This is a genomic window from Bacillus sp. S2(2019) (assembly GCF_005144805.1).
GTDB classification, from domain to species: domain Bacteria; phylum Bacillota; class Bacilli; order Bacillales; family Bacillaceae; genus Bacillus; species Bacillus altitudinis.
Genome location: NZ_SWFL01000006.1, coordinates 25,123 through 43,261, shown reverse-complemented (window position 1 = coordinate 43,261; position 18,139 = coordinate 25,123). Strand labels below are relative to the sequence as shown.

At 41.2% G+C, this 18,139-nt stretch carries 23 protein-coding genes; 15 read left to right on the top strand and 8 right to left on the bottom strand.

The window, feature by feature from the left end; all coding sequences use genetic code 11:
- The first annotated feature begins 4 nt into the window (after positions 1–4).
- A complete protein-coding gene (locus FBF75_RS18095) occupies positions 5–1,720 on the top strand; it encodes an ABC transporter ATP-binding protein (RefSeq protein ID WP_125590536.1) in 1,716 nt (571 codons plus the stop codon).
- 251 nt (positions 1,721–1,971) lie between these two features.
- Here FBF75_RS18095 and FBF75_RS18090 read toward each other — a convergent pair whose 3' ends face one another.
- Complete coding sequence (locus tag FBF75_RS18090) at positions 1,972–2,298, bottom strand: YnfA family protein (RefSeq protein ID WP_136945047.1); 327 nt, start codon at positions 2,296–2,298, stop codon at positions 1,972–1,974.
- Positions 2,299–2,652: 354 nt separating this feature from the next.
- On the opposite strand from FBF75_RS18090, the gene FBF75_RS18085 reads away from it, so the two are divergent.
- From FBF75_RS18085 to FBF75_RS18060, 6 genes are all read left to right on the top strand, one after another.
- Positions 2,653–3,219 (top strand): RNA polymerase sigma factor, encoded by a 567-nt coding sequence (locus tag FBF75_RS18085; RefSeq protein WP_017358828.1) that lies wholly within the window; start codon positions 2,653–2,655, stop codon positions 3,217–3,219.
- A complete protein-coding gene (locus tag FBF75_RS18080) occupies positions 3,216–3,974 on the top strand; it encodes an anti-sigma factor (protein ID WP_017358829.1) in 759 nt (252 codons plus the stop codon). The genes FBF75_RS18085 and FBF75_RS18080 overlap by 4 nt, the downstream gene beginning before the upstream one ends.
- A 99-nt stretch (positions 3,975–4,073) precedes the next feature.
- Positions 4,074–4,571: a hypothetical protein gene (locus FBF75_RS18075; protein WP_017358830.1), complete on the top strand. Its 498-nt coding sequence runs from the start codon at positions 4,074–4,076 to the stop codon at positions 4,569–4,571.
- Positions 4,572–4,660: 89 nt separating this feature from the next.
- The gene (locus tag FBF75_RS18070) at positions 4,661–5,668 is read left to right on the top strand and encodes a zinc-binding alcohol dehydrogenase family protein (protein ID WP_136945046.1); all 1,008 of its coding nucleotides are present in this window, start codon (positions 4,661–4,663) and stop codon (positions 5,666–5,668) included.
- A gap of 13 nt (positions 5,669–5,681) precedes the next feature.
- Positions 5,682–6,209, top strand: a complete 528-nt coding sequence (locus tag FBF75_RS18065; protein ID WP_041506578.1) for a YfiT family bacillithiol transferase — start codon at positions 5,682–5,684, stop codon at positions 6,207–6,209.
- A 12-nt stretch (positions 6,210–6,221) separates the two neighbouring features.
- The gene (locus FBF75_RS18060) at positions 6,222–6,506 is read left to right on the top strand and encodes a hypothetical protein (protein ID WP_136945045.1); all 285 of its coding nucleotides are present in this window, start codon (positions 6,222–6,224) and stop codon (positions 6,504–6,506) included.
- Positions 6,507–6,523: 17 nt separating this feature from the next.
- Here the strand turns inward: FBF75_RS18060 and FBF75_RS18055 are convergent, their stop codons facing one another.
- Complete coding sequence (locus FBF75_RS18055; protein WP_008341672.1) at positions 6,524–7,003, bottom strand: MarR family transcriptional regulator; 480 nt, start codon at positions 7,001–7,003, stop codon at positions 6,524–6,526.
- Between the two features lie 168 nt (positions 7,004–7,171).
- On the opposite strand from FBF75_RS18055, the gene mprF reads away from it, so the two are divergent.
- From mprF to FBF75_RS18040, 3 genes are all read left to right on the top strand, one after another.
- Positions 7,172–9,742 carry a bifunctional lysylphosphatidylglycerol flippase/synthetase MprF gene (gene mprF, locus FBF75_RS18050; RefSeq protein ID WP_079919260.1) on the top strand — a complete coding sequence of 857 codons (2,571 nt, stop codon included), beginning with the start codon at positions 7,172–7,174 and terminating at the stop codon, positions 9,740–9,742.
- A 93-nt stretch (positions 9,743–9,835) separates the two neighbouring features.
- On the top strand, positions 9,836–10,384 hold the full coding sequence (locus FBF75_RS18045) for a thioredoxin family protein (protein ID WP_008341670.1): 549 nt from the start codon (positions 9,836–9,838) through the stop codon (positions 10,382–10,384).
- A 338-nt stretch (positions 10,385–10,722) separates the two neighbouring features.
- Positions 10,723–11,190, top strand: a complete 468-nt coding sequence (locus FBF75_RS18040; RefSeq protein ID WP_007496690.1) for a thiol-disulfide oxidoreductase DCC family protein — start codon at positions 10,723–10,725, stop codon at positions 11,188–11,190.
- 35 nt (positions 11,191–11,225) lie between these two features.
- On the opposite strand, the gene FBF75_RS18035 is transcribed toward FBF75_RS18040, so the two are convergent.
- The gene (locus FBF75_RS18035; RefSeq protein WP_035391280.1) at positions 11,226–12,482 is read right to left on the bottom strand and encodes a transcriptional regulator; all 1,257 of its coding nucleotides are present in this window, start codon (positions 12,480–12,482) and stop codon (positions 11,226–11,228) included.
- A gap of 270 nt (positions 12,483–12,752) precedes the next feature.
- On the opposite strand from FBF75_RS18035, the gene FBF75_RS18030 reads away from it, so the two are divergent.
- The gene (locus FBF75_RS18030) at positions 12,753–13,340 is read left to right on the top strand and encodes a nitroreductase family protein (protein WP_240692411.1); all 588 of its coding nucleotides are present in this window, start codon (positions 12,753–12,755) and stop codon (positions 13,338–13,340) included.
- A gap of 33 nt (positions 13,341–13,373) precedes the next feature.
- Here the strand turns inward: FBF75_RS18030 and FBF75_RS18025 are convergent, their stop codons facing one another.
- The 3 genes from FBF75_RS18025 to FBF75_RS18015 form a co-directional block, all read right to left on the bottom strand.
- A complete protein-coding gene (locus FBF75_RS18025; RefSeq protein ID WP_008341997.1) occupies positions 13,374–13,529 on the bottom strand; it encodes a YfhD family protein in 156 nt (51 codons plus the stop codon).
- 61 nt (positions 13,530–13,590) lie between these two features.
- Positions 13,591–13,701, bottom strand: a complete 111-nt coding sequence (locus FBF75_RS18020; RefSeq protein ID WP_017358836.1) for a YfhE family protein — start codon at positions 13,699–13,701, stop codon at positions 13,591–13,593.
- Positions 13,702–13,753: 52 nt separating this feature from the next.
- Positions 13,754–14,650, bottom strand: coding sequence for a TIGR01777 family oxidoreductase (locus FBF75_RS18015; protein WP_079919262.1), 897 nt, complete (start codon positions 14,648–14,650; stop codon positions 13,754–13,756).
- A gap of 95 nt (positions 14,651–14,745) precedes the next feature.
- On the opposite strand from FBF75_RS18015, the gene recX reads away from it, so the two are divergent.
- Positions 14,746–15,537 carry a recombination regulator RecX gene (gene recX, locus FBF75_RS18010; protein ID WP_136945043.1) on the top strand — a complete coding sequence of 264 codons (792 nt, stop codon included), beginning with the start codon at positions 14,746–14,748 and terminating at the stop codon, positions 15,535–15,537.
- A gap of 3 nt (positions 15,538–15,540) precedes the next feature.
- Positions 15,541–15,855 (top strand): YfhH family protein, encoded by a 315-nt coding sequence (locus tag FBF75_RS18005; RefSeq protein ID WP_008341991.1) that lies wholly within the window; start codon positions 15,541–15,543, stop codon positions 15,853–15,855.
- 227 nt (positions 15,856–16,082) lie between these two features.
- Here the strand turns inward: FBF75_RS18005 and FBF75_RS18000 are convergent, their stop codons facing one another.
- Entirely contained in the window at positions 16,083–16,256 is a 174-nt protein-coding gene (locus FBF75_RS18000; RefSeq protein ID WP_003217811.1) for a YpzG family protein, read from the bottom strand.
- A gap of 25 nt (positions 16,257–16,281) precedes the next feature.
- A complete protein-coding gene (locus tag FBF75_RS17995) occupies positions 16,282–16,431 on the bottom strand; it encodes a small, acid-soluble spore protein K (RefSeq protein WP_003217849.1) in 150 nt (49 codons plus the stop codon).
- 116 nt (positions 16,432–16,547) lie between these two features.
- On the opposite strand from FBF75_RS17995, the gene FBF75_RS17990 reads away from it, so the two are divergent.
- Both FBF75_RS17990 and FBF75_RS17985 read left to right on the top strand, forming a co-directional pair.
- On the top strand, positions 16,548–16,820 hold the full coding sequence (locus FBF75_RS17990) for a YfhJ family protein (protein ID WP_017358840.1): 273 nt from the start codon (positions 16,548–16,550) through the stop codon (positions 16,818–16,820).
- Positions 16,821–17,121: 301 nt separating this feature from the next.
- Positions 17,122–18,105 (top strand): glycosyltransferase family 2 protein, encoded by a 984-nt coding sequence (locus FBF75_RS17985; protein ID WP_008341983.1) that lies wholly within the window; start codon positions 17,122–17,124, stop codon positions 18,103–18,105.
- Positions 18,106–18,139: the final 34 nt, after the last annotated feature.

Sequence of the window (18,139 nt, the reverse complement as noted above, 5' to 3'; positions counted from 1 at the left end):
TCAATTGTTAAAGCGTTTCTTCTCATACTACAAACCATATATGGGGCTGTTTATATTAGATTTTTCCTGTGCGGTACTGGCAGCCTTACTCGAATTATCCTTTCCCCTTGCCATCAGTAAAGTGATGGACGATTTGCTGCCAAATGGTGATTGGGATGCCATTTGGTTTTGGGGCATTCTGCTCCTCAGTTTATACGTGATCAGCTCTACGATGCATTATGTCGTGACCTATTTTGGGCACAAATTAGGCATTAATATAGAAACGGATATGAGGAATCAGCTATTTTCTCATGTACAAAGAATGTCCTTTCGCTTCTTTGACAAAAAGAAAACGGGAAAACTCGTGTCCCGTATGACAAATGATTTAATGGATATTGGAGAAATCGCGCATCATGGCCCGGAGGATTTATTTATCGCTATCATGACACTCACGGGTGCCTTTGGCTTGATGCTGTCGATTAATTGGCAGCTGGCAGTTCTCACATTTATTGTCGTTCCATTCTTGATCGGATTATCCGTCTACTTTACGAAAAAAATGTCTGCTGCTTTTGATAAAATGTTCTCGAGTATTGGTCAATTCCATTCACGTGTGGAAAACAATATTAGTGGCATACGGGTTGTGAAAGCATTCGGAAATGAATCACATGAAATGGACCGATTTATTGAACATAACGAGCAATTTAGAAAGACAAAGCTAACCACATATCAAATGATGGCTGTGCATACCGCTGTTAGTCATTTTCTTATTAAGAGTGTGACAGTGTTTGGCCTTGTATGCGGCGCATGGTTTGTGCTGCAAAAAAATATGACGTATGGGGAATTTGTATCATTTGTGCTATTAACAGGCATCTTCTTAGGACCCATTCAACAAATCAATGCAGTCATTGAAATGTATCCAAAAGGTGCAGCGGGCTTTAAACGATTTGCATCACTCATCGATCAATCACCTGATGAAAAGGATGCGGATGATGCCATTGAAGTTGATCAGTTAAAAGGGGATATCGTTTTTGAGCATGTGTCTTTTCAATATGAATCAGACAAACCGGTTCTTCATGACATCAATCTTGAGGTGAAACAAGGAGAGACCATTGCGGTCGTAGGTCCCTCTGGTGCTGGGAAATCGACGCTTTGCAGTTTACTGCCACGCTTTTACGAATGGCAGGAGGGAACCATTACAATTGATGGCATAGAGACACGAAAGATGACACTGCCTTCGTTGCGGAGACAAATTGGTGTCGTCCAGCAAGATATTTATTTATTCCATGGGACCATCCGAGAAAACATTTTATACGGAAAACTCGATGCATCTGATGAAGAAGTGTGGCAGGCAGTGGAGAAAGCCCAACTGAAGGATCTTGTAAATAGCTTGCCAAATGGGCTTGATACGATCATCGGTGAACGCGGGATGATGTTATCTGGCGGACAAAAACAGCGTATCTCCATTGCACGTATTTTCCTTAAAAATCCGCCAATTTTTATTTTAGATGAAGCCACATCTTCTCTGGATACGGAGACAGAATCCTTTATTCAGGGCTCACTTGAAGAACTATCTGAAGGACGAACCACGTTTATTATTGCGCATCGCCTAGCGACCATCCAGCATGCTGACCGGATTGTGGTTTTAACAAAAGAGGGCATCAAGGAGCAAGGCAGGCATGAAGACCTGCTGGAAATGGACGGGATGTACCGGCGTTTGTATGAAACACAATTTAGAATGTAAAAGAGGAAAAGCCGGCATATTGCCGGCTCAGCGTGTAGACAAACCCTCGCATTCGGTGTCAGTCCTGCGCTTCGGTGCTCACGAATGTCAAATTCGCTCTGCGCCGATGCTCGTCCTTCCTAGGGCTGCAAAGGTTTTCTATCACGCTGAAAAGAAGACAAAGGGCTAAAATAAAGTTCATTTTAACCCTTTGTCAACAATCTGAAGCCGGCATATTGCCGGCTTTTTAGCGTGTGATCAACATCCGACCATTAACTGCGGGGGGCAAATAACATCACACTGACACCAGCTAAACAGATCAAAGCACCCAACCAGTCATAGAAATCAGGGGTTTTGCGATCGACCCACCAGCCCCAAAACACAGCGAGAACGACAAAAACACCGCCATAGGCCGCATAAACCCGCCCAAAGGTCGGGAACTGCTGGAATGTAGAGATGACGCCGTAAGCGACCAAGATGAGGCTACCTGCGATTCCATAGCTGACGGGTTTTGCTTCACGCAGCCACAGCCAGACAAGATAACCGCCACCTATTTCAGCCAGACCAGCTAATAAAAAAAGAACAATCGTTACAATCATTTTCGGACACTCCAGTTCTCCTGTTTCGTTCTATTATGACATGATGAAAGGATGCGTTCTATCTGATGTAAATTGAGAGCCTGACGAGAGTTTGCTAAAATCAACTGAACAGTGAATGAAACACATGGATTCTTGACTTTCCCTGAGGCGGGTGATCCAAATGGTCAATCCATCCGTTTAGTATGTACATTCTCATGAGGAACACATTTCCTTTTTCAGTGCTCTTTTTTTCTCCTTGAAAAAAGAGTAAAGTACAAAGGAGGCTTATCTCAGCAATTTGAGTGATAAGCCATACGTGAAGATTTCATGATGAATGCATAATGCTCTTTCTCATGAAAAAGGAAGGAGATGACCATGGACACACTGAAGGATTTTGAGCTGTATCACAAGATCAAACATGATCGACATAAGCCCTCGCTTGAATTATTGTACGATCGCTATGAACGTGTGTTATATTCGTTTATTTATAAAATGACTGGAAACCGTGAGCTGGCGGAGGAAGTGCTTCAAGAAGTCTTTATCAAGCTCTGGCGCGGCATAGGAGAATACAATACAGATAAAGGGAAATTTTCCTCATGGTTATTTATGATGTCACGAAACACGGCAATCGATCTATTAAGGAAACACCGAAATGAAACAGCTCTTGAAGATGAGCATATTGAATACTTGGCAGATCATCAAGAAGATGTGTCAAAAGAAGTAGAATGGAACGAAGAAAAACAAATCATACGTGAAGCAGTATCAACATTGTCGAAAGAACAGCAAACCATCATCGAAGATGTCTATTTTAAAGGAATGACACAAAAGAGCATTGCGGAAAAACTAGGCATCCCTATTGGAACGGTGAAGGGAAGAGTTCGATTGTCATTGAAGCATTTACGAACGAAACTGTCTCGCGGAGGAAAGGAGGAAGAGGCATGACTCAGTGTAAACATCAAGTCATTGATTACTTTAACGGGCATTTACAAGGAGAAGAAAAGACGCAATTTGAAGAACACATCAAACATTGCTCGGCTTGCAAAGAAGAGCTTGAAGAACTGACATCGCTCATGTCTGATATTCCGTTTCTAGCAGAGGACGAAACGCCTCCGGCAGGGATGAAAGACCGTATTTTATCAAGAGTATTTGAAGAAGAGATACGAGAGACAACAATCGCTGCAAAATCGAACCCGCCTCAAGATTTCAAAATAGTTCGTGATGCAAATGAGACGAAACCGCCAATGAAGAAGAAAAATCAATGGCTGTTGCCTCTCGTTGCCGCACTACTTCTCATTTCTGCAGCTGGGAACGTGTATTTCTTAACAAATGGAACAGATCAAGCAGAACAACCTGTCAAAGTTGTTGCGACAAAATCACTGGCATCTGCCGAATCGGCAAAAACAACGGGTGCTTTTTCAGTGATTGAGCATCACGGCAAAAAAGAGCTTGTCGTGAGTGCCGACGGATTAAAAGGCCAGCTTGATTCATCAGCTGTTTATCAAGTATGGCTCATTAAAGGAGATCAGCCCGTTCCGGCCGGTGCCTTTAAAACAGATAGCAAAGGGGAGGGCACCGTCACCTATGCATTATCTGAAAAAGAAGCAAACGAATCATGGGATACTGTGGCTGTCACCCTTGAACCAAAAAAGGATAACAAGCTTCCGCAAGGTCCTGTCGTACTGAGTGCTGCATTTTAAGCTTGATTCATGAAGGATGCCTTTTTCAGGGCATCCTTTTTTGATAGGCAGAAGGAACCTTATGACAAATGAGACGTACTACATATAGAGGTGAGACACATGCAGCGATACATAGAAAAACAACTATTTCTCTTATCAGCTAGGCACGCATTTACCGCATTTTATTTTTTGGTGATCCCATTCATTATAAAAGACCTTTTTAAATCAACTCCTTTATTGATGGTCATGATCGCTCTTTTTATCATTCATCATCTAGTGACAAGTATCGTATGGTTTTATAAATCAAGAAACATTCGAAAGCGTCAATCAGGTGACCTAACCAAACGGGGACATCTCGTTATCCTGATCATGCAGAGGCTCGAACAGCTCATGATGCTCGGTTTTGTGATGTTATTGATCAGTGGATCGATGCAGGGAGACATTGTGACGCTATTATTCACAATTTTTCTGTTCATCGTCGTTTTCTTTCAGCACATTCAGTTTTATTATGTTCAGTACTTCTTTAAATCGAGCGGCTGGTTCACCTATGTCCTCTCTTTACAAAAGGCACGTCCTTCTTACATCGTGAGGGAACGAAGGGCTTTGAAGAAATCCTAAATATGCAATCGCTTGCTGACTGATCCATCAGCATTAGAAATATATGATAAAATGTGGAAAAGAAGCATGGAGAAAGGGAGTGCGAGCGAGTGAAAGCAGTTGGATTATTTGAGTATTTGCCAATTGAGCATGAACAAAGCTTGATCGATCAGGAGGTGGCAAAGCCCAAAGCAGCTGGCAGGGATATTTTGGTGAAGGTAGAGGCTGTGTCGGTGAATCCAGTGGATACAAAGGTGAGGTCACCGAAGAATCAGAAAGAAGATGAATTGAAAATTCTTGGCTACGATGCAAGCGGTACGGTGGTGGAAGTGGGCGAAGCGTGTACGTTGTTTCAGCCGGGTGACCACGTCTATTACGCAGGAGATATCACGCGACAAGGCTCAAATAGTGAATATCAGCTTGTGGATGAGAGAATTGTGGCGAAAAAGCCTGCAAATCTCTCTTTTGCCGAAGCAGCTGCCATGCCTCTTACAACAATTACGGCATATGAAGCGCTATTCGACCGAATGCATATGAAGCGGAATGCAGAAGGCTCGACCTTGCTGATCATCGGTGGAGCAGGCGGAGTGGGCTCTATCGCCATTCAACTCGCCAAATTAGCAAAGGCGACTGTGATCGCCACTGCATCAAGACCTGAAACAAATGAATGGTGTCTCTCATTAGGGGCTGATCATATCATTGACCATCACGAGCCGCTCTTAGCGCAGCTTCAGGAAAAAGGGATTGGCGAAGTGGATTACATTTTATGCTTAAATGATACAGATGGCCATTTCAAAGGGATGGCAGAAGCGATTAAACCTCAAGGAACGATCTGTACCATTGTTGAAAATCAGCACCATTTAGACATTCAATTACTCAAAAATAAAAGTGCTGCATTTGTATGGGAATTCATGTTCACACGGCCGATGTACAAAACCTCGGATATGATGAAGCAGCACGAGCTTTTAAAAGAAGCGAGTACATTATTTGAAGAGAAGAAGTTAAAACATACATTAACAAAGGTGCTCAGCCCCATCAATGCCGCCAATTTGAAGCAGGCACATCAAACACTTGAGCAAGGGAAGATGATAGGTAAATTTGTTCTAGAAGGATTTTAAGGAGGGGCAGCAGATGACATCATTACAATATCCGATTGGCTTATATGAACCGGTGGACCAACAAACGAAAAAGCAGCTGGAGGCATGGATTGATGAGTTGGCACTCATTCCTCAAAAGTATGAAGAGGCAGTTGTCCCATTGACAAATGATCAGCTGGATACCCCATATCGGCCAGGAGGATGGACCGTTCGTCAGCTCATTCACCACGTAGCGGACAGCCATCTGAATGCCTACTTGCGATTTAAACTTGCGCTGACAGAAGAAACACCGCACATACGTCCATATGATCAGGAGGCATTTGCCTCACTTCCTGACAGTAAGGCGCCTATCAGCCTATCGCTGCCGTTAATCAGCAGTCTACATCGCCGGTGGGTCACATTACTTCGTGAGATGACAGAGGAAGATTTCAACGCTGCATATTACCATCCAGCCGATCAACAAACGGTGTCCTTATATGATGCAACAGGAATGTATGTCTGGCATTCACAGCATCATCTCGCCCATATCACGGAATTAATCAAAAGAAATCAGTGGAAGTAAAGGAGTCAACACATGTCTAGTAGAAGAATTGTCGGCGCTATGTTTATCTGCACGGCGGCATTGTTTTATATAGCAAAATTCGTTTTGTTTGAGATTCGTTATGGTGGAAATGTAGGCGCAGAAAGAACAATCGAGGAACTGGAAGATATACTCCCAGGCGGTACATGGATCAGCATCATTTTTCTCATTATCGGTTTAGGTTATCTTTTGTGGGATGACCGGGAAGTCATTCGTCAATATCTTTTCACCCCAGATAAACAAGAAAAAGAAGAAATAAAAAAGACGGACTTCAAGTGACCGTCTTTTTTCCTTTTTTAGCCACGTTCGGGACGAAGTGCTTTTTCTAAAATAGCTAGACCTTCATTAACTTTTTCTTTTTCCTCGTCATTGAGCCGTTGCAGGGAATTTTTAATTTTTTCATGCCCTTTTTGATAAATACTTCTGAAAATATTTTTCGCTTCCTCTGTCAATTCTACGACAATGATTCGACGGTCACGCTCAGAATGCTTTCGTTCCACAAAGTTCGATTGTTCTAACCGATCAAGCAGCCCTGTCATATTGGACAAAGAAGCCCCCATTTTTTCAGCAATTTCGGACACCTTAAGAGAGCCATGGTTATTGAGCAGCATGAGCACTTTCATTTGAGGCATACTCATATCAAGCTTCATCCATTCAGAAACATCTCCAAGTCCTGCAGCAGTGAGCACTTTCATATACAGCACCCATGTCTTTTTTTCCTCAGGAGATAGGATTTCCTCTTTTAGTACGGTGGTGTCATGAATATTATATTCCACGCTTGTTCACTTCCTTTAAGCGGCTCTTTTCTTTATATTACTGATTTTTACTTCTAATTGAAAGTATCATGAAGCTTTTGAATGTTAAACTGCATGAATTAAGTGGTATTTGTTGTATAATAATGGTCAGTTGAAATTAATGAAGCAACTTAGAAAGTTGGGAGAAACATGTGGAACAAAAAAACGGGTATGACGATCTTAAAAATGCTCTTTCCGATCGTGATCATCCTTGTCTTAATTTTTGTCGCCAAGCAGGAGCTGAGCGGCCTTTCCATTAAAAAGACGTTTTATATTATTGACAGCTTGAATCGAATGGACTTGTTTATTCTTGTTTTTCTTGGACTTGTCGCTGTTTTATCCATGTCCTTATATGATTTTATTTTAAGAAAAAGCCTTGATATGCCCATCAGCGGCTGGAAAACGATCCGAATTTCTTGGATCGCCAACTCCTTTAATAGTGTACTTGGATTCGGTGGTTTATCAGGAGCAGGGCTTAGAACGCTCCTATACAAGGAATACATAACAGATACGAAAAAACTGCTGAAAGGCATTGCGCTTTTAACATCCTCTGTTCTGCTAGGCTTATCTATTTTCAGTGATTTGATTTTAGTTAGGGTCCTGCCTGTTGAAAGTATTATTAGTCAGGAGCCGTGGTTATGGGCATTTGTCATTATTTTTGCTTGTATTGTGCCCATTTACATCATCATGGCGTCCATTCGAAAAAGCTCGATTGAGAGCGGTGAAAACGGACTGAAGCACCCGATCTATGCTTATATTGGTGCATCGTTTTTAGAGTGGCTGGCAGCTGGTCTTGTCATGTACATGGCTGTTGTCTCTATGGGTATGAACGTTGATGTCCGTATTGTATTAGGCGTCTTTGCGATTGCGTCAATCGGCGGTTTAATCAGTATGGTTCCGGGCGGATTCGGTTCGTTTGATCTGATCTTTTTACTCAGTATGCAATACATTGGGTTTGATAAAGAGATGGTACTGACAGCGCTTGTCTTGTACCGCTTCGTTTACTCCATTTTCCCGTTTATTCTTGGACTTTGTCTAGCGGCATACGATTTAACTGGAACAACACTCAGGCGTCTTGAAGGCAATCCGAGAATGGCGCCTGCTATTGAAACAACAAACGTCTTAATTGTGTTGCACCGTGCTCTGCTTATCCGTTTATTGTACGGATCTTTGTCCATTTTAACGTTTGGAAGCGGTTTGCTCATTATGGCTTCCGTTGTGCTTCCTGTTGATCGTTTAGGTGTGATTACAACCATTCCACGCTTTTTGTTATCAGGATTTAATGGTCTTTCTTTAATGTTCGGGATCATTTTAATGATTTTGTCCATTGAAGTGTATAAAAGAACAAAACGGTCTTATCTATTGACAATGATTGCCCTAGCAGGCGGCTTTGTGTTTACTTTACTAAAAGGGTTTAACCTGAGTTTGATCTTTATATTGCCGGTCATCATGGTGGTATTTTTCTCGCTTCGAAATCAATTTGTGAAGCAGCAGGCGCCTTATTCTTTGAATCAGTTTGTGGCCGCCGCCGCCGGATATTTACTCGTGTTGTTTAACTATAATGTCATTGGGAACTTCATTTGGATGAAAATTGGTCATTTCCTAAGCAAGGACTATTTGGTTCATAATGAACGGCATATCACGATGACCAGTATGATTGCTTTAATTGGCGTCCCTCTTTTCTTTTTCATTAGCAAATTGATTTTTAATAAAAAAGCAGTTCCAATCGGCGAAGAAGCCGATGAAGAAAAATTAAAAACTTTTCTCGAAGAAAAGGGAGGAAATGCTCTTAGTCATCTAGGTTTTTTGGGAGACAAAAAACTGTTTTTCTCAAGTGATGGAGAGGCGATGCTTCAGTTTGGCCGGATTGGCCGCTGCGTTATTGTGCTTGGAGATCCTTCTGGGCGTAGAGCCTCTTATCCGCTTGTACTGGAAGAATTTTTGGAGCAGACAGAAAAAGCAGGCTATCGTGTCGCTTTTTATCAAGTAGAACGTGAAGGAATGGCGCTTTATCATGACCTAGGTTTTCACTTCTTTAAGCTTGGGGAAGAAGCCATGGTCGATTTAGAAACGTTCTCTTTGTCAGGAAAGAAAAAATCAAACTTACGGGCTGTCGCAAATAAATTTGAACGAGAAGGCTATACGTTTGAAATGCTGGAGCCGCCCTTTTCAGAGGAATTGATCTCAACCTTAAAACAAATCTCTGACAGCTGGCTGGGCAAGAAAAAAGAAAAAGGATTTTCATTAGGCTATTTCCATGAAGACTACATTCAAAAAGCACCGATTGCGATTTTAAAGGATGAACAAGGACAGATCATATCTTTTGTGTCCTTAATGCCGATGTATCAAAAAGGAGAGATATCCATCGACCTCATGCGTCATATGCATGATGCACCGAACGGGATGATGGATGCACTCTTTATCCACCTTTTTCAATGGGCGAAAGAAAAAGGCTACACATCCTTTAACATGGGAATGGCGCCATTATCGAATGTTGGCACGTTCCACCAGTCCTTTCTGACAGAACGTTTGGCGAGTGTCATCTTCAATAACGTCAGATATATGTATAGTTTCAGCGGCTTACGGTCTTTTAAACAGAAATATAAACCAGAATGGCGCGGAAAATATTTAGCGTATAAAAAGAATACATCACTGCCTGTCACAATGGTGCTCGTCACTAAGCTGATAGGAATGGACCCAAATCGAAAACGGCGTCCATAAGTCCAAAGAACCTTTACCTTTCACTAGGTGAAGGTTTTTTTAGACAAAAGAATAGCAAAAGTGGTAAAGTTGAAGGGTAAGGGGGATGTTCACATGACACTAAATGAATGGTTTACAAAGGGATTAGCTGAACGTACATATGTACACAACATGGAGAAAAATCGTGAAAACTTACTCACGGTGTACAACCAGTACGCAATTCATCAAAAGGAAAAAGAGCTGCTTCAAAAACTTCAAAAGAAAAAACTGAGAGCGCTTGTGATCACGGCAGATTGGTGCGGCGATGCGATGGTCAATGTACCTATTTTCATGCGTATTGCAAATGAAGCACTGATTGATGCGCGCTATTTCATTCGGGACGAGCACCTAGACCTGATGGATCAGTATTTAACGAACGGGACCGCAAGATCGATTCCGATTATCGTCATCATTGATCAGGACGGGAAAGAAGTGGGGAAATGGGGACCTCGCTCAGCAGAAGCTCAGCGCTTTGTCGACGAGAAAAAGCCGGATAAAGATGCACCCGATTTTGAGGAAGCATTTAAAGTGTTTGCGAAAGAAGCCGCACATCACTATACGACAGATCGTTACTTATGGAAAGATATTGAGAAAGAAATAGTAGAAGTTTTGGCAAAAATATAAACCAAAAGACTACTTCGCCGCAATGGGAAGTAGTCTTTTTTTATCTTGTTTTTGCGTTTCACCTACAAAACACCGCATAAAGATGTAGAAAAACCGCAGAATTCTATCAAATACCGCAGAAAACCGCAAAGCATCACGATTTTCCCAACCACTTTTAGTTGAAAAACCTCATATATGCCATGAAATCAGCTATTTTGCCCTTATCTAAAGGCTCATATAACGCACGTCGGATGGCTTTTTCCCAATACAAGAGGCCCAGCAACTATAGTAATCTAGTTGTAATCTCCTTTGAACGAACTAAAAAAAATAAATGAAGGAAAAGGGCTGGCGATCAATTTATGAAAAAAATCATCTATCTCGATCAAGAAAAAAAGAAGCTCGCTGAATCAAAGAAAAGAGAACAGCGTTCCATCAAATCACTCAGACTGCTTGTGTTTTATGACGGACAAAGTCCTTCATGTGCAAAAGCGATTGACCTGTTGAAATCACTCGATTGGAAAAACCGAATTCACTTTGAATCATTTAGACACTCACAGCTGCTGAGACTGAATAAAATTAGTGAAGAGAAGGCAGAGAAACGAATCGTGTCTATTTCCTTAGCGAAAAATCAAAAAAACTCAGGGATTTATACGTGGCTGAGAATGGCTTGTCACATCCCTGCATTATGGGGAACGGTCCCATTCATTGTACTCAGCATTTGGCTTGGCTTTGGGCAGCATGCTTACGATTATTTTGCGAGAAAACGGTACATTCATTCTGTCGAACAAGTCACCCGTCCCGATACAGATCAACAAAAGACCATCTAATCATAGAAAAAGCATGACCTTCGATCGGCAGAAGGTCATGCTTTTTTGTAATATGGGATAAATGATGCTAAGTGATCAAGCAGCTTCGTTGTGTAAGACATATATGCACGCTTATCAAGCTCAGAAGCCGCATAGGAAAGCAAGGTTCTAAGAGCAAACAAGTACTCATTGTGGAGCTGATTGTGTTCAAAGTAAGGAATCGCTGCTTCTACTAAATAAGTTTTCAAATCATGAGGATTCTCTTCAATCATCAATTTATAGATTTTAATCATATATAAACAGTTTGGTTGAATACGAGGCTGTTTGAGCAGCTCGTGTATGTATGGAAGCGCCTTTTTGCGATCATATTCCGCATACAATGTTGCGATTTCATAAAGCGTTTCACAGTAACGATCTTCTATCTGTTCTTGATTAAAATAATTGAGTGAATCTAGTAAATAAGGCACAGCGGATGAGAAATCTCCTTGGCGTTTTAAGAGAACCCCGTAATAAAAATAAGCTGTCATCTTAATATAAGCATCAGGGTGAAGCGACGTGTGTAAAATCACTTCTTTTAAATATCTTTTAGCTGTTTGAAAGGCCTTTAATTCCAGTGAGATGACCCCATGAATGAGTGTACAATGGATGACCCGCTTGAAATTATTTTTTTGTCTATACAAATCCATTGCTTGATGTGTGGCCTCAAGCGCATCACCGAGATGCCCCATGGCTCCAAGTGCTTTTGCATAGTGATAATACAGGTCGCTCTGTTCAACAGAAGCGTAAGAAAAGCAGCTTTCAAGTCTTTTCAATCCTTCTTCGAGCTGACCGATTTTAATCTGGTGGATGCCATCTAGATATTCAAACGTTTCTTTTTCTGTGTCAATAAAGGTTTTTTCAAACTTTTTAAGCACGCGGTGTGTTTTTAAGGCAAGCTGTTGTTTTTCTGTTAATAAATAAAATTGAAATAAGGACAAATGATACTGAATCCCTAAATCTAGCGAAAAGAACTGTTCCTCGTGATGAATGATCATTTCTGCATTTTGCTCTGCTTGATCGAGCGCATAGAAATACATGTTCATTTGAAACTCATCGAGCAATGACAGCAGGTGACGCGCCTTTTGCGACAGCGTTTCTTGACTAATTCCAAGCCGTTCAAGCAAAAGATTGATCGTATCTTGATTGGCCTCTTTTGAGCCATTTTCAATTTTACTTAAATGAGAGACAGAACAAATTCCTTCTGCCAACTCCGATTGGGTCATATTTTGTTTATAACGATAGAGTTTGATGATTTGCCCAATATTGATTTTCATTCCATCCAGAAGCCTCCCTTCCAATCATGGGTTGAAAGCTTTTTGAAAAAATAGCCGCATGAGACAAAGTGGAAATACCTGAAATCATTTCATCATCTTGGCTTTTTTCTCAAAATTTGTTTAAAACGTAATATGATTGTAACATTACTTGAAAAAGTCAAACAACTTTTTAGCAGAGAGGTGAGGTCCTATTTGCAAACAACACATGATCATGTTTATAATGTGAATGAGAATCAATTTCAATTAAGGTTGATTGAAAGGATGACATATATGCCAGAAACAAAACAACAAACAGAAGCGTTAACGGTTCGAGACGCTGTCAGATATAGACGATCGATTCGAAAATTCAAAGAAATGCCGGTGAGCATTGAACAGCTTCAGCCATTATTAGAGGACGCAGTCTATGCACCCAATCATAAAATCACGGAACCTTGGCGTTTTTTATATGCAGTGACGGATGAAGCAAAAGAGGTATTTGTGGAGCGGTTTATTGCTTTCTTTAAACGCAACAATCCAGACGCAAAAGAAGAAAAGATCAATCAGTACAGAGATTATTTTTCTAAAGTACCAGCACTTTTACTTGTTGTTCTAAAAGAAGACGAAAATCCAGTTGTGAGAAATGATGATTTTGCCGCTGTGAGTGCGCTCATTCAAAACTTCCAGCTGCTGGCTTGGGATCAAGGAATCGGTATGGTATGGAAGAGCGGCCGTATTTTATACGACAAAGGGTTTCAACAGGATATGGGATTGAAGGAAAACGAACGCTTTGCAGCGATTCTTCACATCGGTTATCCAGAAGAGGTACCTGAGGAAAAGTCACGTCAGAAGGCATCAAGCCTGCTAACTGAAATCAAATAAAAACAGACCTTTTGATAAGGTCTGTTTTTTTACTTATTGTTTTTTGGCACGCTGATCGGCTGCTTTCATACGTGCCATCGCTTTTACGTCATTCGGATCTGCAAGTTCTTTGGAAAATTCAACATATTCGCCATCCGTCTCTTGTGCCGCAAGCTGGTGGTTGGATTTTTTGTGTTGGTCTTTTTTCAAAGCTTTTCCCTCCTTTACAAGATCACTTTAGTTATGTACTTGTAAAAGAGGAATATCCGTTTTATTTGTTTCTTTTTTCTGCTGCTCTTTCCGCTTTTTTGAATTCCTGCTGATACAGAACTTCCTGGGTTTTCTTCAGTTTTGAAGTCGGCTGGTGTTCTTTTTTCTTCATCAAAATCGCCCCCTCATCTCATTTTTAATAGGATGGGTGTTTTTGACAAAATTTATTCCTCTGAATGCAAAATCGCTTCTTTTAGCTCAGGATGTAAAAACTCATAAGAAGACAGCAGTGCCTTTTTCGGCAGAGCACGTTGGCCTTCTAGAACAAGCAATGACATGTCGCCAAGTGCGGTTTTGATGACAAAGGACGGCACCTTCAGCCAGTGAGGGCGATGAAGGACAGATGCAATGGTTTGCCCCAGCTGCTTCATTTGAACAGGATTTGGAGATGTGACATTGAGTGGACCTGATATGTGTTCATGCTCAATGGCATACGCAATGAGATGTGCTACATCCTCCACGTGAACCCAAGATACCCATTGCGAGCCAGAGCCAATCGTTCCACCGGCAAACAGCTTGTATGGCAAGGTCATAAGAGGAAGTGTGCCTTTCTCTCCTAGCACTACCCCAAAGCGTGTATAAACCGTGCGAATACCGAGCGCCTCAATTTTTTGCCCTTCAGCTTCCCAAAGCTTTGACGTATGACTTAAAAAGTCTGTATCGGCTGGTGGGGCCTCCTCCGTAAAATCCTCTGTCTTGGAAGTGCCATAGATACCGACAGCACTTGCTTGAATGAGCACAGATGGTTTCGATTCCTGCGCTTCTATGATGCGTCTTACTTCTTGCGTTGATTGAAGACGACTGGAGAGAATGCCTTTTTTTGCTTTGTCCGTCCAGCGTGTGAAAATGGATTTTCCAGCAAGGTTAATCCATACATCAATCGCAGGCAATTCATGTTCAGGCTTAGCACCTTCTGTCAGCCACTGCACATAGTGTAAATGATTTTGTTCGGATTCCTTTGGATTTCTTGTTAAAATATATAGATGATGTCCTTCAGCTGCGAGCACCTTTGTGATATGCTGGCCGATAAACCCGGTTCCTCCGGTAATGGCGATATTCAATTGACATCTTCTCCTCTCATATACATACCTATATCTTTCACGATTTTGAATCAGAAGAAACATCCTGACTGTTTGAAAAAAGGAGTGATCACAGGATGCCCTATATTACGAAAATCTCTGCTCAGAAAAACAATACAGAACGCGTGAACATCTTTCTTGATGAAAAGTACGCTTTTAGCGTTGATCTAGATGTGCTCGTCCAGCATGATTTGAAAAAGGGAAAAGAGCTGGACGAAGCCGATATCATAGAGATTCAATTCGGTGATGCAGTAAAAAAAGGATTTCAGCAGGCCGTCGATTATTTATCGTATCGGATGAGATCAGTGAAAGAAGTCACCGATTATTTGACGAAAAAAGACATACCAGCACCTGCTATTAGTGAAATTATACACAAATTAAAACATTATAAGTATGTAAATGATCTTGAATTTGCAGAAGCATATGTAAGCACCCACCGAAAAACGAATAGCAAAGGCCCGTCAGTGCTAAAAAAAGAATTAAAGCTGAAAGGCATAGACGATGACACCATCGAACAAGCACTATCGCAATATCCAAATGATTTGCAGCTAGAGGAAGCAGTGAAACAAGTGCTGAAGCTGGTTAAGAAAGAGAAAAACCGGTCCGCAAAAGAAATTGAACAGCGTATCAAATTGCAGCTTCAGCGAAAAGGATTTTCATTTGATATCATTGATAAAGCCCTTCAAGAAGCCTATGATGGACAAGAAGAGAAAAAGGAAGAAGAAGCCCTTCACTATATGCTTGAGAAGGCAAAACGCAAGGTAGGTTATGACGGATCATTTGAGAAAAAAATGAAAGTGAAGCAATTCCTTTACCGAAAAGGCTTTGATCTTGATACAATTGATCACGTTTTAGACAAAGGGGAATGACAGATGGAAAAACGCTATAGTGAAATGACAGAATACGAATTAAAGCAGGAGATTGCCGCTCTTTCTGAAAAAGCACGAAAGGCTGAGCAGCTAGGCATTGTGAATGAATATGCCGTGTTGGAGCGGAAAATTGACATGGCGAAAGCCTATTTATTAGATCCAGCTGCTATTCAGACGAAAACGACCTATCATATCAAAGATACAGACGAGCAGTTTTATGTGGAGTATTTAAATGGTGTTTTTGCTTGGGGCTACAGAGTATCAGCGCCAAATAAAGAAGATGCCCTGCCGATTTCAATGCTTACGCAAAAGGACTGATCCCTAGAGATCAGTCCTTCAGCGTGTAGACAAACCCTCGCATTCTTTGTCAGTCCTGCGTGCTGGTGCTCACGAATGTGAAATTCGCTCCGCGCCAGTACTCGTCCTTCCTAGGGCTGCAAAGGTTTTCTATCACGCTGAAAAGAAGACAAAGGGCTAAAATCGAGTTCATTTTAGCCCTTTGTCAACAATCTGAAGGACTGATCGTTAGAGATCAGTCCTTTTCTTTACTTCGAACGTTGTTTACGGACGTTGTTCTGAAGTACGATGTCGTGCTGCGTTTGCTGCGTTTCTCCGTTGACCTGAGAGGCAGAATGTTTAGCATTCGCCCATGGTTGAGGGTAAGCGGTTGTTCTTAATTGAACAAAGTCTTCCATATACGATTTCCCATTTGAACTCATATCTCAAGCACTCCCTTTGGAAAAATTAGCGTTTCCCTGATGCCCTCATACGTTCCTGTGGACGTGTATTCGTCTCACCGTTCGGCCTTTTAGACGCATAAGCATCTGTGGCCCCTGGTTCGCCTTCAAACTTGTGATTCACTTGATTTGGAAAGCCCTTTGCTTTATTACGCATACTGATTCCCTCCAAACAATACAAATCATTTGCGTCTTTTGAAGACGTAAGGGTAGTATATGAAAAAAGAGATTTTTTTAAAAAGGCACTTTCTGCTAGATGAAGGAGGAACCAGTATGGAACAATATTTTGAGCGATTAACCGAACAACTAATGGAAAAAAACAATATGCTCACATATGAAGAAGCACGTACATGGGTAGAGCTCCTTTGGAGTGATTTTGAAACAACCTATGCAAAGGCTGGCCGCAAATATAAAGGACAGGAAACGACTGAACGGATTGTCCAAGAATGGATCGAAAGCTATGGTGCTCAGCTGCATTTATTTCAAAATAAACAATCGAAGGCAAATGAGCATTTGCAACAAAACAACAAAGGGCTACTGCATTAAAAGGGTTGCCCTTTTCACTTCTACTCATCTTTTTCAATAAACAGGAAAATATATAAATAACTAAACAATTTTATGAAACAATACCCAGTCTGTGATCAAAATTACAGGCTTTTTACAATGGATAAACTTAAAATTACATTAAATTCATGTTGGTGAAAATCACTGGAAATAAAACTCTGATATAATGTAACGATTAAGGATACATGAAATTTATGGATAATAAAAAAGGGTTTCGTTTTCTGACAAAAAAGGAATAATGAACATAACAGACTATGTGAAAAAAGTGAAGAGAAGGTGCGATATGGAACGGGAACTGCTCTCTGTTATAATTCCTTCTTACAATGAAGGTGAAAACATCAGACGAATCTTTGAGGCACTCGAGGAAGAGTTTCGCGATTTTCATTATGACTTTGAAATCATCTTTGTGAATGATGGAAGCAAAGACAATACGCTTCAATACATGAGAGAGCTCTCTCACAAAAGTGCAAAAGTCAAATACATTTCCTTTTCTCGTAACTTTGGGAAAGAAGCTGCAATTTTAGCAGGTCTTGAGCATGCAAAAGGGGAAGCTGCGATCATTATGGACGCCGACTTACAGCACCCAACGTATTTGATTCAGGATTTTGTTAGAGGCTACGAAGAAGGTTATCATCAAGTCATTGCCAAACGAAACCGTAAAGGGGACAGCAAGCTTCGTTCTTACCTATCATCGATGTATTATAAAGTGATGAACAAGGTGGTCGAAGTGGACTTGCGTGATGGGGTAGGAGATTTCCGCTTAATTTCCCGTCAAGCGATCGACGCATTGCTTCAGCTAAAAGAGGGAAATCGTTTTTCAAAAGGCCTTTTTTGCTGGATTGGCTTTGAAGAAAAGGTCATCTATTATGAAAATGTGGAAAGACAGCACGGTGATACAAAATGGTCACTGAAGAAATTATTTAACTACGGGATTGATGGTGTCATTTCCTTTAACAACCGCCCGCTGCGTATTTGTTTTTATACGGGTATTTTGATCTTATTTCTCTCTTTGATTTACATCGTGGCGACCTTTATTCAAATCGTCAGAACGGGCATCATGGTACCGGGTTATTTCACTTTAATCTCAGCTGTGCTTTTCCTCGGTGGTGTCCAGCTCTTGAGTCTAGGTGTGATCGGAGAATACATTGGCCGGATTTACTATGAAACGAAAAAGAGGCCGCATTACTTAATTCAAGAATCAAATGTCATGGAACAAGAGACAAGCTCAAAAGAACAAGACCGAGTGTTAACGCAGTTATTTAAATAACGTGGAGTCAAATAACCGGCAAGCACGAATCGCT

Bases quoted from the DNA above. Each gene is read 5' to 3' on its own strand.
- FBF75_RS18075 (WP_017358830.1), top strand. From the start codon at position 4,074: ATGCAGCGATACATAGAAAAACAACTATTTCTCTTATCAGCTAGGCAC.
- FBF75_RS18085 (WP_017358828.1), top strand. From the start codon at position 2,653: ATGGACACACTGAAGGATTTTGAGCTGTATCACAAGATCAAACATGAT.
- FBF75_RS18005 (WP_008341991.1), top strand. From the start codon at position 15,541: ATGGAAAAACGCTATAGTGAAATGACAGAATACGAATTAAAGCAGGAG.
- FBF75_RS18090 (WP_136945047.1), bottom strand. From the start codon at position 2,298: ATGATTGTAACGATTGTTCTTTTTTTATTAGCTGGTCTGGCTGAAATA.
- FBF75_RS18060 (WP_136945045.1), top strand. From the start codon at position 6,222: ATGTCTAGTAGAAGAATTGTCGGCGCTATGTTTATCTGCACGGCGGCA.
- FBF75_RS18000 (WP_003217811.1), bottom strand. From the start codon at position 16,256: ATGAGTTCAAATGGGAAATCGTATATGGAAGACTTTGTTCAATTAAGA.
- recX (WP_136945043.1), top strand. From the start codon at position 14,746: ATGCCCTATATTACGAAAATCTCTGCTCAGAAAAACAATACAGAACGC.
- FBF75_RS18040 (WP_007496690.1), top strand. From the start codon at position 10,723: ATGAAAAAAATCATCTATCTCGATCAAGAAAAAAAGAAGCTCGCTGAA.
- FBF75_RS17995 (WP_003217849.1), bottom strand. From the start codon at position 16,431: ATGCGTAATAAAGCAAAGGGCTTTCCAAATCAAGTGAATCACAAGTTT.
- FBF75_RS18065 (WP_041506578.1), top strand. From the start codon at position 5,682: ATGACATCATTACAATATCCGATTGGCTTATATGAACCGGTGGACCAA.
- FBF75_RS18030 (WP_240692411.1), top strand. From the start codon at position 12,753: ATGCCAGAAACAAAACAACAAACAGAAGCGTTAACGGTTCGAGACGCT.
- FBF75_RS18035 (WP_035391280.1), bottom strand. From the start codon at position 12,482: ATGAAAATCAATATTGGGCAAATCATCAAACTCTATCGTTATAAACAA.
- FBF75_RS18020 (WP_017358836.1), bottom strand. From the start codon at position 13,701: ATGAAGAAAAAAGAACACCAGCCGACTTCAAAACTGAAGAAAACCCAG.
- FBF75_RS17990 (WP_017358840.1), top strand. From the start codon at position 16,548: ATGGAACAATATTTTGAGCGATTAACCGAACAACTAATGGAAAAAAAC.
- FBF75_RS18045 (WP_008341670.1), top strand. From the start codon at position 9,836: ATGACACTAAATGAATGGTTTACAAAGGGATTAGCTGAACGTACATAT.
- mprF (WP_079919260.1), top strand. From the start codon at position 7,172: ATGTGGAACAAAAAAACGGGTATGACGATCTTAAAAATGCTCTTTCCG.
- FBF75_RS17985 (WP_008341983.1), top strand. From the start codon at position 17,122: ATGGAACGGGAACTGCTCTCTGTTATAATTCCTTCTTACAATGAAGGT.
- FBF75_RS18080 (WP_017358829.1), top strand. From the start codon at position 3,216: ATGACTCAGTGTAAACATCAAGTCATTGATTACTTTAACGGGCATTTA.